Annotated in this window: 13 protein-coding genes, 1 tRNA gene and 1 pseudogene; 12 read left to right on the top strand and 3 right to left on the bottom strand. The window is 63.9% G+C overall.

Features of this window, described 5'->3' with window-relative positions:
* Window positions 1-3: 3 nt before the first annotated feature.
* The 3 genes from jaqu_RS13150 to jaqu_RS13140 all read left to right on the top strand — a co-directional run bounded on the left by jaqu_RS13150 (window position 4) and on the right by jaqu_RS13140 (window position 4,037).
* The gene (locus jaqu_RS13150; RefSeq protein ID WP_043919455.1) at window positions 4-1,356 is read left to right on the top strand and encodes a hypothetical protein; all 1,353 of its coding nucleotides are present in this window, start codon (window positions 4-6) and stop codon (window positions 1,354-1,356) included.
* Between the two features lie 3 nt (window positions 1,357-1,359).
* Complete coding sequence (locus jaqu_RS13145; RefSeq protein WP_043919454.1) at window positions 1,360-1,920, top strand: hypothetical protein; 561 nt, start codon at window positions 1,360-1,362, stop codon at window positions 1,918-1,920.
* A gap of 203 nt (window positions 1,921-2,123) precedes the next feature.
* Window positions 2,124-4,037 carry a nucleotidyltransferase family protein gene (locus jaqu_RS13140; RefSeq protein WP_043919453.1) on the top strand — a complete coding sequence of 638 codons (1,914 nt, stop codon included), beginning with the start codon at window positions 2,124-2,126 and terminating at the stop codon, window positions 4,035-4,037.
* A 221-nt stretch (window positions 4,038-4,258) separates the two neighbouring features.
* On the opposite strand, the gene jaqu_RS13135 is transcribed toward jaqu_RS13140, so the two are convergent.
* Window positions 4,259-4,711 carry a glycoside hydrolase family 15 protein gene (locus jaqu_RS13135; protein ID WP_043919452.1) on the bottom strand — a complete coding sequence of 151 codons (453 nt, stop codon included), beginning with the start codon at window positions 4,709-4,711 and terminating at the stop codon, window positions 4,259-4,261.
* A 68-nt stretch (window positions 4,712-4,779) separates the two neighbouring features.
* Here jaqu_RS13135 and jaqu_RS21125 point away from each other — a divergent pair.
* Window positions 4,780-6,020 (top strand): annotated as a pseudogene (locus jaqu_RS21125) (IS3 family transposase).
* Between the two features lie 101 nt (window positions 6,021-6,121).
* Here jaqu_RS21125 and jaqu_RS13120 read toward each other — a convergent pair.
* Window positions 6,122-6,198, bottom strand: a tRNA-Arg gene (locus jaqu_RS13120).
* Between the two features lie 222 nt (window positions 6,199-6,420).
* Here jaqu_RS13120 and jaqu_RS13115 point away from each other — a divergent pair.
* The 3 genes from jaqu_RS13115 (at window position 6,421) to jaqu_RS21120 (ending at window position 9,794) form a co-directional block, all read left to right on the top strand.
* Window positions 6,421-7,092: an FkbM family methyltransferase gene (locus tag jaqu_RS13115; protein WP_043919450.1), complete on the top strand. Its 672-nt coding sequence runs from the start codon at window positions 6,421-6,423 to the stop codon at window positions 7,090-7,092.
* 84 nt (window positions 7,093-7,176) lie between these two features.
* Entirely contained in the window at window positions 7,177-8,199 is a 1,023-nt protein-coding gene (locus jaqu_RS13110) for a LacI family DNA-binding transcriptional regulator (protein ID WP_043919449.1), read from the top strand.
* Between the two features lie 68 nt (window positions 8,200-8,267).
* The gene (locus tag jaqu_RS21120; RefSeq protein WP_084629825.1) at window positions 8,268-9,794 is read left to right on the top strand and encodes a glycosyltransferase family 2 protein; all 1,527 of its coding nucleotides are present in this window, start codon (window positions 8,268-8,270) and stop codon (window positions 9,792-9,794) included.
* A 159-nt stretch (window positions 9,795-9,953) separates the two neighbouring features.
* Here jaqu_RS21120 and jaqu_RS13100 read toward each other — a convergent pair whose 3' ends face one another.
* Window positions 9,954-10,829: a lysophospholipid acyltransferase family protein gene (locus jaqu_RS13100; protein ID WP_161793869.1), complete on the bottom strand. Its 876-nt coding sequence runs from the start codon at window positions 10,827-10,829 to the stop codon at window positions 9,954-9,956.
* Between the two features lie 89 nt (window positions 10,830-10,918).
* Between jaqu_RS13100 and jaqu_RS13095 the strand changes: the two genes are divergently transcribed.
* Genes jaqu_RS13095 through rfbA form a run of 5 tightly spaced genes read left to right on the top strand, consistent with a single transcriptional unit; the run spans window position 10,919 to window position 14,896 of the window.
* Window positions 10,919-11,515, top strand: a complete 597-nt coding sequence (locus jaqu_RS13095; protein ID WP_084629824.1) for a lytic transglycosylase domain-containing protein — start codon at window positions 10,919-10,921, stop codon at window positions 11,513-11,515.
* A gap of 57 nt (window positions 11,516-11,572) precedes the next feature.
* Complete coding sequence (rfbC, locus tag jaqu_RS13090) at window positions 11,573-12,130, top strand: dTDP-4-dehydrorhamnose 3,5-epimerase (RefSeq protein WP_043919448.1); 558 nt, start codon at window positions 11,573-11,575, stop codon at window positions 12,128-12,130.
* Window positions 12,127-13,170: a dTDP-glucose 4,6-dehydratase gene (rfbB, locus tag jaqu_RS13085; protein WP_043919447.1), complete on the top strand. Its 1,044-nt coding sequence runs from the start codon at window positions 12,127-12,129 to the stop codon at window positions 13,168-13,170. The genes rfbC and rfbB overlap by 4 nt, the downstream gene beginning before the upstream one ends.
* The gene (gene rfbD / locus jaqu_RS13080; RefSeq protein WP_043919446.1) at window positions 13,167-14,015 is read left to right on the top strand and encodes a dTDP-4-dehydrorhamnose reductase; all 849 of its coding nucleotides are present in this window, start codon (window positions 13,167-13,169) and stop codon (window positions 14,013-14,015) included. The genes rfbB and rfbD overlap by 4 nt, the downstream gene beginning before the upstream one ends.
* A complete protein-coding gene (rfbA, locus tag jaqu_RS13075) occupies window positions 14,012-14,896 on the top strand; it encodes a glucose-1-phosphate thymidylyltransferase RfbA (RefSeq protein ID WP_043919445.1) in 885 nt (294 codons plus the stop codon). Before rfbD ends, rfbA begins: the two co-directional genes overlap by 4 nt.
* The last annotated feature ends 51 nt before the right edge of the window (window positions 14,897-14,947 follow it).

Genomic DNA, 14,947 nt, shown 5'->3' with positions numbered 1-14,947 from the left:
CAGATGGACCATCGCGGACGCACGACGATTCTAAACGTGCTCCAGACTGTCTTCCCCAACGGGACGCAGGCGATCGACCCGCGTCTGATCGAGGAATTGCTCTCGGAAGGCGAAGCCCTGCCGCAGATCACGTCATCGGACGTGGCGCAGACTACGGACCAACCGTCCGAGTTCGACTCGCCGTGGAGGCTCACCCCGGTCCTGCCATACGACGTGTTCGCCTTCTGCGCCTACATGATCCAACAGATGGGCCTCATGGGCTACTTTGAGCCCGATCCGACTGCGTCGCCTCGCTTCGGCAAGCCGGCGACTGGACGACCGTCTCCTCTGATGGTGGTCATCAACGAGGCCGAGCGTAAGAGGTGCGTCGAAGCCAGCCTCCAATGGAGGAAGACCTCCAGCCCACCGCAACTGCTCCACTCGCTTTGGGCACTCGTCTTCAGCCGACGTCGGCAGCAGATCAAGATGGGCTCCGTCCAGAAGTGGCATCGGGATACAGTGGGCCAGGAAGGCCAGCCTGCCGAGCGCGAGGCACCCCCGTGGTGGAAAGCGCTATTCCAAATGCTCATCATCGCAGACGAGGCATGCGACCGGATCGGTCACGTCTACTCGACCGACGACGCGTCGGGTGCGAACCAGTTCCAGCGGTGGGCCTCGATCCGCGTCAAGCGGAGCCGTCTGACGGAGACCGTCGTTTCCGGAGGGGCGGTGCCGAACATGGTGCGGGCGAACCGGCACGTCGCGACGTTCGCCGGTGCCGCGGACAGTTCGGTCGTCTGCGTCCAGCCGAAGGGACGGGTCACGCAAGTCGGATGTACCCTTAGGAGCATTTCCCGGAACCTTGCGATCACCGGGCCGGAGGGGACCGTCCGATGCTCCTGGCAACAGGTTCAGGGCGAACCCAAGGCCGACGCCGGCGAAAGCCTCGACATTCTCCTCGTGCCCCTTCCTTATCACTTGCGTGCCTTGGACTTCGCGAAGGTCCGGGAGAACCAGGGAGATGGGGCCCGGTGGGGAAACTTCGGCGTCAGCCAGACCTGGCTGGACGGCGGAAGCGACGAGATATGCGAGATCGTCCGAAGTCTGATCGGAACGGCGCTGAACGATGTGGGCAGCATCAACGCGGTGGTCTTTCCTGAGTATGCTCTAAGCTTCGACCTCTTTCGGAAGCTCATGGACGTCGTCTACGATGCCACCGAGGGGACGGTTGAGTTCATGATCGCCGGAAGCAGCGGCAACTGCGACGGCGACGAGACCAACTGCGTTCTGACGGCGATCTGGGAAAAGAGCATGACGGCCGCGACCGGAAGCGATCGACCGCGCGCGCGACTGGTCAGCCAACGGAAGCACCATTGATGGATGCTCGATAGGTCACAGATCTCGAACTACGGTTTGGCGTCGTCCCTGCGGCCGAACGTCGACTGGTGGGAAAGCCACGAAATCGAGCGCCGCGAACTCAACTTCTTCCAGTTCCGCAAGGACGCCGTATTCTCGTCGCTCATCTGCGAGGACCTTGCGAGAAACGATCCTTGCCATGAGATCATCCGCTCCGTCGGTCCGAACCTCGTGTTCTCGCTCCTCATGGATGGACCCCAGCTGGAAGGGCGTTGGCCGGCCCGCTACGCGAGTACCCTCGCTGACGACCCGGGCTGCACGGTCCTGACGTTCTCCTCGTACGGACTGATCCGCCGCGGAAACGAGAACGGGACCTTCGGCGTGTCGCACAGCGTCGGATTACTCAGGGATAGCGGAGGTCAGACGCGTCAGATCCTTCTTCCGCCGGACCACCAAGGGGTTCTCTTGACCCTCGGATCGGACCGCGCGGTTGACTTCACCATCGACGGTCGGGAAACGACGAACGCGTCCAGTTGGCACTTCATAAGCCAAAGAGCGATCAAGGTGCCGCCGCCCACGATCTGAGTTCCGGCCTCCGTTGACGGACATCTCCTAGGGTCTTCCTACTCGCATCATTATATTCTCGCCGCGATATCGGCTCTTCGTTCGCGGGACCGGGCCTCGCGCACGCGGACGTCCGAGCCATTGACTCGTTCGGGGGGGGCGGTATCCAAGCTACACAGCATGCGGGCCCTCCGCCGAAGTACCGACCGACGCAAGGGTTCGTCATGACCAGCGACATCGAAATGAAGCTCGAACTCGACTGCGTTAACGCTTTGGCGGGCGCGGCGGAGGTCAGGCATCGCGTGCTTGCTGGGCTCATCATGGGTGATCGGAGCATTGATGGGACCGCTTACCTCACGAAGTGTCGGGTAAAGGATCATCGAAGCCTTGCGAGAAAGGTGATGGATCGACGAAGCAAGCGTCCTGACTATGGCCCCGGCGATGTCCGCGACATCGTAGGCCTCCGCTTGCTGACGCTATATAAGGCTGAATTACCCCTGCTGGTCGCGCGCTTCCTAAAGTTCATAGAAGCCGGGCAAATGCAGGAGTTATCCATTTTTCCGGGAACAGTTCTTGAAGATGCGATCGAAGAGATCAAGATATATACATCTGCAAAGGAGGACGATCCGATCGTCTCGATGATCATCGATCAATTCAACACGAAAGGCGTGCCAGTCAAAGCCGAATCGGACGTGTTGGGGGTGGAGGTCGAGCGCAAGGAAACCGAGTACTCGTCAATCCACATCGTCGTTTGGTGTCGAAACCCGATCAACAGTCGCCATGATCGGCGTATACCCATGGAAGTGCAGATACGTACTTCCATGGAGGATGTGTGGGGCGAGATCGATCATTCCTTGCGATACAAGGCCGACCTCGCAGATAAGGGCAGTAGGGAATGGGAACACTTTCAGAGCGCGTCGAAGCGTCTAGGAAGCCTCAAGCGGCTTCTTGACGAATGTGGGACAATCGCCGACGACATTCGCCAAGAAATGATGCGTGCAGATCCGGCTGGCCTGTCATCGACCACGCACGTTTCTGCCGGAACGGTACATCTTGAGACACTGAGTCAGCTTCCACTCAGGGGGCAGCTTCAGAAAAGGGTGGGTGCTGTAGCTGATCAAATCCGGATAGCTTTTACGAGCTTCTTCAAAGGGGGAGTAGAGGCGAAAGCTGGGCTGCCGGCAGAGTTCACGGCGATCGGGACTGAGCTTCTGGACTTGGTCAAAGCAGTGAAGGCAGAAGAGGGGCTCTCCCGTGAGGCTGTGGCGTATTGCCGGTATTACCTGATGATGGAAGCGGCGCTGGCTTATTATTGGGCAGGCCGTGTCGCCAGTGGCCTTCATGATACCGCCTACGATGAGACGTATGTAGCCGAGCAAATGGCGCTATCCCTCAAGCTCTATGGCCAGCTATCTCAAGACCCGGCATATCGTTATGATGCGATCCTCGGTTACCGGATGGCCAATGTCATGATGGCGCAGGGAAGTCAGGAAGACCTCGCCGTTATCAAGCTCAAGGAAGCTGTCCGAAACTTGGATAATCATCCTCAAGGAGAACTTGAGGATGATCATTTCCTCAGAGTTCGAATTCCGCGTCAGCTCGGTCTCGCGTATTGGGAACTGGCAGAGAATTTGCGACTGAGGGAGGCCCCTCTGGGTGCAGAGGAAAGCGTCCGGTCGGAGCAACGAGAGTACTACCTCAAGGCACTACGTACGACGAAGCCTCTTTTGGATCGGAAGGTTGCTCCTTCACGGGAGTTTGAGGACGCTGCTTCCCACGAACCGACAGATGATCGCCTTCATACGGTCAACAATCTGTTGGAGTATTCCTTGTGCTTCCTGCGTGCGGGAGGCGACCTCGCCGTTCTGGCGAAGGACGGTATCGATACGTCAGTGCTCCGCGGGTACTGCGACTTGCTAGCGGAGGAAGTCTTCAAGAAGGGAACGGAAATGCCTATCTGGGCAGACACGCTGAGAGCAGCGCACCTTGAACTCTTCGAGGAAGTAGAGCGTGCGCAGGACGCCGCGAAACTGGTCAAGTCTATGATTATGAGGGACAAAATTCGATTCGTGACCGTACATGGCGGCCGTGTCGTCGAGGAAATGCTCGAAGACGCTGAGGCGACACTCCGCGGATAGACAAGCTTCGAACGAGTTTTACGTTGCATGGAACCCTGCAACGGGTTCTGGTAGTTTTAGACGAACGTCAACTTGATGGAAGGTAGGTCTGCGATGCGCAAGCCAGGTTGCTGATTGTAAGAGCGTCTCGCTGAAAAGCGGGCGAGGACGAGCAGAAAAGGGGGAGCGGTGCCATGCACCGCTCCCCCTTTTCCTCGTGTGCCTCTGCGCGCTACCAGCAGTCACCAGTCCTTTGAAAGCGCGACCGCCGCACCGACGATGCCGACATGCGAGAACGCCTGTGGGACGTTCCCCAGCTGTCGTCCGTCCCTCGGATCGTATTCTTCGGCGAGCAGCCCAAGGTCATTGCGAAGGCTCAGGAGCCGATCGAAGATGGCGATGGCGCGGTCCGTTTCCCCGCGCATCGCGAGTACTTCCACGTGCCAGAACGAGCAGAGGAGGAACGCGCCCTGTCCTACTTCGAAGCCGTCGCCGGCTTCCTCCTTCCTCATACCAAAGCAGCCGCCCGTCGACGTCGAGGCGATCCTCGATCGCCGCCAAGGTGCCGTCCATGCGAGGGTGATCGGCCGGCAGGTATCCGTAGAGAGCGGTAGCAAGAGCAGGCTCGCATCGACATGGCTGCCGCCGTAGCTCTGCATGAACGTCTCCGCCTCATCGTTCCAAGCCCGCTTCATGACTTTGGCCTCCCCCCTTCTGAGTGGTCCGCTGACTATGTTCGGATTGGACCTGGAAGGAGCGGATCATGGGCAAGAAGGGGCATGGACCCGAAGAGATTATCGGTAAGCTTCGCGAGGCGGAGGTACTGATGGCGAAGGGTGCAACGACGGCCGAGGCGGCCAATGCGATCAGCGTGACTGAGCAGACTTACTATCGTTGGCGGCGCGAGTATGGTGGCATGAAGGTTGATCAGGTGCGGCGGCTCAAGGCACTCGAGCGTGAGAACCAGCGGCTGCGCCGGGCGGTCAGCGATCTCACGCTGGATAAGGTGATCCTGACGGAGGCGGCGCGGGGAAACTATTGAGCCCCGCGCGCCGACGGCTGGCGATCGAGCGCGTGCGCAAAACGGTAGGCGTGTCCAAGCGGCGCGCCTGTCGCGTGCTGCGCTAGCACCGATCCACTCAGAGGAAGGCGCCGCGGGGCCGGGACGACGAGGAAGCGCTGACGGCGGACATCATCGCGCTGGCGAGCCAGTATGGGCGCTACGGCTATCGGCGCGTGGCCGCGCTGCGGCGCGCCGCCGGCTGGCATGTGAACCGCAAGCGCGTGGAGCGGATCTGGCGCGCCGAGGGCCTGAAGGTCCCGGCCTGCAAGCCGAAGCGAGGGCGGCTCTGGCTCGCGGACGGCTCATGTATGCATCTTCGGTCCGAGCGGCCGAACCATGTCTGGTCCTGCGACTTCGTTCAGGATCGCACGCATGACGGTCGACGGATCAGGATGCTGACGGTGATCGATGAGTACACCCGCGAGTGCCTCGCACTTCCCGTCGCGTGGCGGCTGAACTCCGACGACGTCCTGGCGGTGCTGGCGGACCTATTCGTCGAGCGCGGCCCGCCCGAACACATCAGGTCCGATAACGGCCCCGAGTTCACGGCCACGGCGGTGCGCGAATGGCTCGGCCGCCTTGGCGTGAAGACGGCCTTCATCGAACCCGGAAGCCCAGGGGAGAACGGATACAACGAGAGCTTCAACGGCAAGCTGCGCGACGAGTTGCTGGATCGGGAGGTCTTCTACGCCCTCGCCGAGGCCCGCGTGCTGATCGGCGCATGGCGCCGACACTACAACACCGTGCGCCCGCACTCGGCGCTCGGGTATCGACCCCCGGCGCCCGAGACCGTCGCCCCGCCGGGCCGACCTGCGCCATGGTCGCCGTCCGGCTCCGCTGCGCCTCCCGCCAACCACGGCGTAGGAGGCGATGTTGTCCTAACATCTAATCCGGACCACCCGAGGGGGGGCGGTCACGCAGCTTGCTGCGGCACCTGCTGAAAACCTGCCAAGACCGTCCAATGGCACGCAAGTCCTGCGCATCCGATGGCATATAACCCCGAAAAGGCACGTAACTCCTAGTCGGAATAATACGTGACGAGTGGCGACCCCGGCAGGATTCGAACCTGCAACCTGCCCCTTAGGAGGGGGCTGCTCTATCCAGTTGAGCCACGGGGCCGCTCGGCAGGACGGGCCTGCCTTGCCGGGCTTAACGTCCGCGCCGCCGTTCGCAAAGCCGGAATTCGCCTGACCGGCCGGGCGCGCAGAGCGCCGGGCGGAGGTCCACATCGACGAACCATCCCGGAAGCTCGGCGAAGTTCACGTTATCGCAAGGCTCCTCGACCAAGGATGGCCACGGACCGGTCCAAATTTCGCCGGTGACGGAGCGTATGAGTTAACCATGGCCCTTCCCGACAAGATGAGCGCGCGATACTTCCGCAAATACGGCTTTCAGGCCCCGGTGATCATCGATGTCGGGGTCCTGAACGGCACACCGTTTCTCTATGATGCGTTTCCCGACAGTCACTTCATCCTTGTCGACCCGCTCGAGGAAAGCGGAGCCGCCATCGCTGCGAAATGGTCCCATCTCAGCTACGAGTTTCACCTCACGGCCGCGGGGGCCTCACCCGGGCAGCTCGATCTCTTGGTCGAGCCGGGCCGGTTGGCGCGAAGTTCGGCGTCGCGGCGGGCCGGCCCTCCGAGTGCGACGCCCAGACCGATCTTCGTCACGCCGCTGGACCGGATAACGCAGGGGCGCCCGGGCCCGTTCGGCCTGAAGATCGATACCGAAGGGCACGAGATCGAAGTTCTCAAGGGCGCAACGGAGACGTTGAAACGCTGCGAGTTCGTCATTGCCGAGGTATCGATCAAGAAGCGGTTCGCGGGCGGCTATCGGTTCTCGGACATGATCGGCTTCATGGCGGATCACGGGTTCGAGGCCCACAGCTTCCTGTCGGGGCTGACGCGCGCGCCCCGGATGTCCGACGTCCTGTTCCTCCCGGCCGACGATCCACGGTTCGACATGGCGCCCCGCCCGGCAAAGGCGGAGTCGGACCTGCAGAGCGCGGCCTGACCCCGCGGGACTTCGCACACCGTTCCGCTTGTCCCTCCTGTCGCGTTCACGCTAACTCGACGGGCAGCCCGACCGGAGACCGCCTTGGCCCCACGCCGATCACAGCTGACCCTTCGCGACGTCTCGGAGGCCGCCGGCGTCAGCGAGATGACCGTCAGCCGGGTCTTGCGCGACCGCGGCGACGTCAGCGATGCCACACGCGAGAAGGTGCAGGCAGCCGCCCGTGCCCTTGGATATGTGCCGAACAAGATCGCGGGCGCGCTCGCCTCGCAGCGGGTGAACCTGGTCGGCGTTATCGTCCCCAGCCTGTCGAACCTCGTCTTTCCCGAGATGCTTGCCGGTCTGGAGGAAGTCCTCGACGGCACGCCGCTGCAACCTGTCGTCGGCAGCACCGAATACGATCTCGACAAGGAGGAGCGGACCCTTTTCGAGATGCTCTCGTGGCGCCCGTCCGGGATCGTGATTGCCGGGCTGGAGCATACCGAAGCCTCGCGCGCGATGATGGCCGGGTCGGGCGTGCCGGTCGTCGAGGTGATGGATGTCGACGGCGTCCCGGTCGATGCGGCTGTCGGGATCAGCCATCGCCGCGCGGGCTACGAAATGGCAGGCGAGATCGTCGCGCGCGGATACAAGCGGGTCGGGATCGTGGGCACGAAGGTCGATGGCGATCATCGCGCGCGCAAGCGGATCGAGGGGTTGGAGGAGGGGTTGCGGGGGACGAATGTAGTGATCGTCGACCGCGCCGATTACGCGGGCTGGTCCGGCTTCGCCAAGGGCCGCGAGATGACGGCAGCCATGCTGGAGCGCACGCCGGACCTCGACTTTCTCTACTACACCAACGACCTGACTGGCGCGGGCGGGTTGCTCTATTGCCTCGAGAAGGGGATCGAGGTCGGCCGCGACCTGGGGCTGGCCGGGTTCAACGGCTTCAGCCTGCTGGATGGTCTGCCGCGCAAACTGGCGACAGTGGATAGCTGCCGCCGAGAGGCGGGGCGGATCGCGGGGCGGATCGTCGCCGGGACCTGGACCTGGACCGACGAGGAGGATCGAAGGGTGGAGCTGACGCCCGCCTTTCTGCCCGGCCACACGATGCGGTCGAGTGTGTGATCCGCCATCGGCAGCTGGATTTCTCCGGTGGCCGTCAGGTCAATAGGGGCAATTGAAGGAAGGCAAAGTTGCGAGAGAATGCGCGCACGATCTTCGAGTTGCTCCCAAAGAATGCGCAAGGGGCCGAGTTCGGTGCCCATGACGGACATTGGACGCGTGGGCTCGTGGAGGTCGCCGCACCCACGGAGCTGACTCTCGTCGACCCTTGGGCAGAGGATGCCGAGCGCGATCGCCGCGCGTTGGCTTTCGCGGCCGAGCAGGCAACCCACGATGCCGCGCTGGCCGCGATGCAGTCTGAGTTTCCGCAGGCGAGGTTCGTTCGGAAGACCTCGACCGAGGCGCTTGCGGCGATGTCCGATCGCTCGCTCGACTGGGCCTTCCTCGACGGACAGAAGCACTATGACGTGGTTCTTGCCGACCTCGAAGAAGCCGTCCGCGTCGTTCGCCCGGGGGGCGTGATCGCCGGAGGCGGATATCGGTGGGCCCCTGAACTCGGTCGACCCGTCGCAGTCGCCTTGCAGGACCTGACCGAGCGCTTGCCCGGCTCCGATCTGACCCGAGCGGGCCAGTTCTGGGCCCTGCGCCTTCCGGACAGGCCGAAGCTTGCGCCCAGACCCGAAGAGCCGAGGTTCCTCGTCGTCTCGACGATGAAGAACGAGGCGCCGTATATCGTCGAATGGGTCGCTCATCATCTGGCGATCGGCTTCACCGATTTCCTCGTCTTCACCAACGATTGCGATGATGGCACGGACGAGTTGCTGCAGGCGCTTGGTCAGGTCGCGCCCGTGACCCATGCCCACAACAACGTGCTGCGGCGAGGGCCGCACAAGTCCGCGCTGAAATGGGCGCGAGATCATGCGCTACGGCTGAAGTCCGAATGGGTGCTGATCGCGGATGTGGACGAGTTCATCAATGTCCGCTCGGGTGATGGAACGGTGCAGGGCCTGTTGCGCGATCTGGGGCCCGAGACGGACGTTGTCAGCTTTCCGTGGAAGGTCTTCGGTCAAGGCGGTGTCGAGGCTTTCGAGGACCGGCCGATCACTGCGCAGTTCACGACCTGCGAGCCGGTTCCCCGCCGCGGTGGCCGTCGGATGCGGGATGTGAAGACGCTCTTTCGCAAGCCCGAGGCGATGTTTCATCTGGGACTACATCGCCCCCGCGTGAAGGACGAATGGCAGCAGCGGATCGTCTGGAAGTCGCCATCCGGCGAGGACATCAGCGACCGGATGAACAAGGGCAAGACCTGGACGATGCGCTGGGATGGATGCGGCGACGCCGCCTACATGCATCACTACCCGCTGAGGTCGCTCGAAGCCTACATCCTCAAGAAGAATCGTGGCCGGGCGAACCACATCAACGAAGATCTCGGCCGCGAGTACTGGGACAAATGGAACATGTCGGGCGGACGCGACGACTCGCTGGTGCAAGGCGCGCCCGGCTTCGCGGAAGTCCACGCCCGGCTCATGTCGGACCGCGGCGTCAGGCGCGCTCACCGGACTGGCGTGGCCTGGCACAGGGATCAGTTCGCACGGTTGATGGAGGAAGAGCGGTACCGCTCTCTCTGGGAGGAATTGCGAGGGCGCGGCGCAGCCTGACATGCACCTCCCCGTCTGGCTTCCCGTCGTTCTGTAGCCGAAGATACGCAGCAGGGGGCTAAGCGTCACGGGGCCTCGGGATAGGTCGTTGCTGCATGTGAATGTCTGCGAGGCGTTCGAAGGCTGCTCCGGTGGTATCCGGGCATCGAAATCCGGCCCTCAGCGATAGACCTTCCAGCGGCGATGGAACCAGTGCCATTGCGACGGATGTTGGCGGACGCGCGATCCGAGGCGGGCGTTGAAGTCCGCCATCATCGTGCGGGGGTCTGATGGGGGGATCGGCATTTCGAATTCGGGCGCGGGCCGACCGTCGATCCATGGCGCGAAGGCGGGAACGAGAACCGCGTCGTAGCGCAGCGCAAGCTCTGCCGCGGCCAGCGGCGTTCGTGCGGGATGGCCGAGAAAGTCCAGATCCTCGCCGTCGCGCATCTTCTGGTCCGGCAGCAAGGCCATGAATCCGCCTGCCTTCAGATGGCGCAGCATCTGGCGAAATCCCTGCGCCCCGCGGGGGATGATTGGTGCTCCGCCCCGCTCGATCCCGGCACGGAAAATCGGTTCGTAGTAGGGGTTGTTGTTTGGGCGGTAGAGCGCCCCGGTCTCAAGCCCTTCCCGCATGAGGATGTGGCGCAGAGCCTCCCATTGGCCGAAATGACCCGACACGATGATCGCGGGACGACCATCGGCCTTGGCATCACGCAAGGCTTGCAGCCCGGGTCCCGTCGCCGGCAGATCGGCGCAGGCGTGCGCGAGATCGGCGTTGAACCAGATCCCGGTAAGCGTCCGGCCGACATTGCGTGCGGCCTCGAAAACCAGCGCATCGCGGTCGAGGCGACCCATCTCCGGGAAGACGAGGTCGAGATTCCGCTCTGCGCGGCGCTTCATCGCGGGCGTGACGCGGACAAAACCGGCAGCGGCCCGGGCGATGATTTCCTGCCGCGTCGAGAGCGGCAGGGGCGCGACGGCCCGCAGCAGCGTCCGCAACCCGGTGGCCTGCATCCAGTAGAGCGCGCGTCCCATCGTCCCGAGGTGGAACACCGATCCGCCGAAAGCAAGCCGAGGTCTTCCCTCCCCTTTCGCTAGTGCGCTACTCCCGCCCCCGGTTCGAGTCGCCTGACGGAGGTTCCATGCGCGCCCTAGTCGTCGCCATCCTGTTTTCTCTGGCCGCCTGTGCGGCGCCCGCCCCCGAGGCCGAAAGCCCGCAACCGGCCCTGCCGCTCTATCCCGGAGAGACCCCCGAGATCAGGCAGCTCGTGAACAAGTGGGCCGAGTATTACGACTTACCGCGCACGCTGGTGCACCGGATCATTCAACGAGAAAGTGATTATCGGCCCGCGGCCCGCAACGGTCCGTATTGGGGGATCATGCAGATCCTGCCTGCGACGGCGCGCAACATGGGAATGGAAGGCCCTCCCAGGCAGCTTCTGGACGCGGATACGGGCCTGAAATACTCGCTTCGCTACATGCGCGGGGCCTGGATGCTGTCGGGCGGGGACGAGGCGACAGCCGTGCAATGGTATGCGCGCGGCTACTATTTCGAGGCCAAACGGCAGAACCTGTTGCAGGAGACCGGGCTGCGGGGTGAGCTGTGGCAACGCTACGATGCCGGTCTGGCCGAGATGCCTCCTATCGACGAGAATGGCCGCTTGCTGCCCTCCGTCGAGTGCGAGCCCCTGCGCGGGCTGGCTGCTGCGCTGCGCGGCTCTGGCTGCCCCGAGGGCTGAACGGCTGGACAGCCCCGCGTCTCCCGGCGAGGATGCCGTCGGGAGAGGGGGCCTGACATGCGCGCCGAAGAGACGGATCTGCCGGGGGTCGTGCTGCTGCACCCGCGCCGCTTTGGTGACGCGCGCGGCTTCTTCGCCGAGACGTGGAACGCGCGCACGATGTCTGATCTTGGGATCGACGCCCAGTTCGTTCAGGACAACCACTCGCTTTCCGATCGCGTGGGTACGGTTCGGGGGCTCCATTTCCAGATACCGCCACATGCGCAGGGCAAGTTGGTGCGGTGCGGGCGGGGTCGCCTCTTCGACGTGGCCGTCGATCTGCGCCGCGACAGTCCGACCTACGGGCGCTGGACGGGGGCTGAGCTCAGCTTCGAGAACGGCGCGATGCTGTGGATTCCCGCGGGGTTCGCCCACGGGTTCGTCACCCGCGAACCGATGACCGAGATCTGCTACAAGTGCACCGACTTCTACACGCCGGAGGCCGAGGGGGCTGTCAGCTGGGACAGTTGCGGCATCGCTTGGGGCCTCGAAGGTGAGCCGGTCCTCAATGCCCGCGACGCCGCCGCGCCGCCGCTTTCGAGCTTCGAGACACCATTCGTCATGGCAGGCTCGTGAAGATCCTCGTGACCGGCGGCGCCGGCTTTATCGGGTCGGCCGTGGTGCGGGCGGCGATCCGTGCCGGGCATTCGGTCGTGAACCTGGACGCGCTGACCTATGCGGCCGATCTGCGCAACGTGGCCGATGTGTCGGACGATCCCGGTTACGCCTTCGTCCATGCGGATATCCGAGACCGGCCCGCGCTGGATACCGCTTTTGCGACCCATGCGCCCGATGCGGTCATGCATCTGGCCGCCGAGAGTCATGTCGATCGCTCCATCGACGGGCCGGGGGATTTCATCGAGACGAACGTGACCGGTACCTTCCACCTGCTCGAAGCCGCCCGGGCTTACTGGATGCGGATCGGCCGCCCCGACGGGTTCCGGTTCCATCACATCTCCACTGACGAGGTCTTCGGGTCGCTGGGCCCGGAGGGCCGCTTCCACGAAGACACGCCCTATGACCCGCGGTCGCCTTATTCGGCGTCCAAGGCCGCATCGGACCACCTCGTCCGCGCCTGGCACGAAACCTATGGCCTGCCTGTCGTCCTTTCGAACTGTTCCAACAATTACGGGCCGTTCCACTTTCCGGAAAAGCTGATCCCGGTCGTCATCCTGAACGCGCTCGCAGGCAAGCCACTGCCGATCTACGGAGACGGCTCGAACGTCCGTGACTGGTTGTTCGTCGAAGACCATGCGCGGGCGTTGCTTGCCGTGCTGGCCCTTGGAAAGGCCGGGCGCAGCTACGCCATCGGGGGCGAGGCCGAGCGGTCGAACCTGGATCTCGTCCGGACGATCTGTTCGATCCTCGATCGTCTTTCGCCGCGACCCAGCGGATCGCATGCGGATGCGATCACCTTCGTATCCGACCGACCCGGTCACGATGCGCGCTACGCGATCGACCCGTCCCGCATCCGAACGGAACTGGGCTGGCGCCCCTCTGTGACGCTGGAAGAAGGGTTGGAGCGGACCGTGGCGTGGTATCTGTCTCACGAAGCGTGGTGGCGGCCCCTCTTGGAGCGTCGGGGCGTCGGTGAACGCCTCGGCAAGCACGCATGATCCTGGTCGTGGGGCAGTCGGGACAGGTCGCGCAGGAAGCGGGGCGGATCGACAGTGTGTCTTTGGCCGGGCGCGCGACAATGGACTTGAACGATCCGGATGGCTGCGCCGCTCACCTGCATGCGGTCCGCCCGGACGCTGTGGTGAACGCCGCCGCCTTCACGGCTGTCGACCGCGCCGAGGACGCGGAGGCGGAGGCCTATCGCGTCAACGCAGAGGCGCCGGAGGCCATGGCTCGTGCCTGCGCTGCGATGGGCATCCCCTTCGTGCAGATCTCGACGGATTACGTCTTCGATGGATCGGGCGATGCCCCGAGGCAACCGGACGCCGCCACCGGCCCGCTGAATGCTTATGGCCGAAGCAAGCTTGCGGGCGAGGAAGGGGTTCGAGCTGCTGGCGGACCCCATGTGATCCTGCGGACGTCTTGGGTTTTCGGGCCGACCGGCGCCAACTTCGTGCGGAGCATGCTGCGGCTCGGCGCGGACAGGCGCGTTCTCGGGGTCGTGGACGATCAGATCGGCGGGCCGACCCCCGCGCGCGACCTGGCGGCGGCATCGGTCGCGATTGCCCGACATCTGCTATTGGATCCCGGCACGACCGGAACCTACCATTTCGCAGGGACGCCGGACGTCAGTTGGGCCGGTTTCGCGCGCGAAATCTTTGCTCAGGCCGGCCTGGAATGTCGCGTGGATCCCATCCCGACGACAGCGTTCCCGACCCCCGCCAAGCGGCCGCTGAACTCGCGCCTCGACTGCACGTCGACCGAGACGGCGTTCGGCCTGCCTCGCCCCGACTGGCGGGCGGGCCTGCGCACCGTACTGGCCCAGATCGGAGAGACAACATGACCGGACGCAAGGGCATCATTCTCGCCGGGGGATCTGGGACCAGGCTTTATCCCATCACCATGGGTGTCTCGAAGCAGCTCCTGCCTCTCTACGACAAGCCGATGATCTACTATCCGCTGACCACCCTCATGCTGGCCCGGATCAGGGATATCGCGATCATCACGACTCCGCATGAGCAGGAGCAATTCATCCGGACGCTTGGCGATGGCGCGCAATGGGGCCTGAACCTCGAATATATCGTTCAGCCCAGCCCCGACGGATTGGCGCAGGCCTACCTCCTGGCGGAACGGTTTCTCGATGGCCGCTCCAGCGCCATGACGCTGGGGGACAACATCTTTTACGGCCACGGCCTGCCCCAGTTGATGGCCCGCGCCGAGGCGCCCGACGCGCCGGCGGGGACGGTCTTCGGTTATCGCGTCGCCGATCCGGAGCGATATGGCGTCGTCGATTTCGCGGAGGACGGGACAGTCCGGGCCCTTGTCGAAAAGCCGGAAGATCCGCCGTCGAGCTACGCGGTCACCGGTCTCTACTTTCTGGATGGCTCCGCGCCCTTGCGCGCGCGAGACGTGAAGCCGTCCGCACGTGGCGAGCTGGAGATCACGACGCTGCTGGAAAGCTACCTCCATGACGGTGCGCTCGGCGTCGAGCTGATGGGGCGCGGCTTTGCCTGGCTCGACACAGGAACCCATGGGTCGCTTCTCGACGCGGCCAACTTTGTCCGCACGCTTCAGACCCGGCAGGGGATGCTGGCAGGTTCCCCGGATGAAGTCGCGTTCGAGCTTGGCTGGATCGACCGGGAGGCTCTCGCGGAACGCGCGAAGCTGGTCGAGAAGAGTGAATACGGCCGCTATCTCGCCGACATCGTCCGAGCAGGAAAATAACGGAACCCGCCACGATCCGTGATCGTGGCGCGCCCCCCCCCCCCCCCCCCC

Origin of the sequence: Jannaschia aquimarina (genome assembly GCF_000877395.1) — a bacterium.
Lineage (GTDB): Bacteria > Pseudomonadota > Alphaproteobacteria > Rhodobacterales > Rhodobacteraceae > Jannaschia > Jannaschia aquimarina.
This window is presented reverse-complemented; position numbering and strand designations above follow the sequence as displayed.

Coding starts and splice junctions, on each gene's coding strand:
- jaqu_RS13145 (WP_043919454.1), top strand. CDS start 1,360: ATGCTCGATAGGTCACAGATCTCGAACTACGGTTTGGCGTCGTCCCTG.
- rfbC (WP_043919448.1), top strand. CDS start 11,573: ATGCGCGCCGAAGAGACGGATCTGCCGGGGGTCGTGCTGCTGCACCCG.
- jaqu_RS13150 (WP_043919455.1), top strand. CDS start 4: ATGGACCATCGCGGACGCACGACGATTCTAAACGTGCTCCAGACTGTC.
- rfbD (WP_043919446.1), top strand. CDS start 13,167: ATGATCCTGGTCGTGGGGCAGTCGGGACAGGTCGCGCAGGAAGCGGGG.
- jaqu_RS13140 (WP_043919453.1), top strand. CDS start 2,124: ATGACCAGCGACATCGAAATGAAGCTCGAACTCGACTGCGTTAACGCT.
- jaqu_RS13135 (WP_043919452.1), bottom strand. CDS start 4,711: ATGAAGCGGGCTTGGAACGATGAGGCGGAGACGTTCATGCAGAGCTAC.
- jaqu_RS13115 (WP_043919450.1), top strand. CDS start 6,421: ATGGCCCTTCCCGACAAGATGAGCGCGCGATACTTCCGCAAATACGGC.
- jaqu_RS13095 (WP_084629824.1), top strand. CDS start 10,919: ATGCGCGCCCTAGTCGTCGCCATCCTGTTTTCTCTGGCCGCCTGTGCG.
- rfbA (WP_043919445.1), top strand. CDS start 14,012: ATGACCGGACGCAAGGGCATCATTCTCGCCGGGGGATCTGGGACCAGG.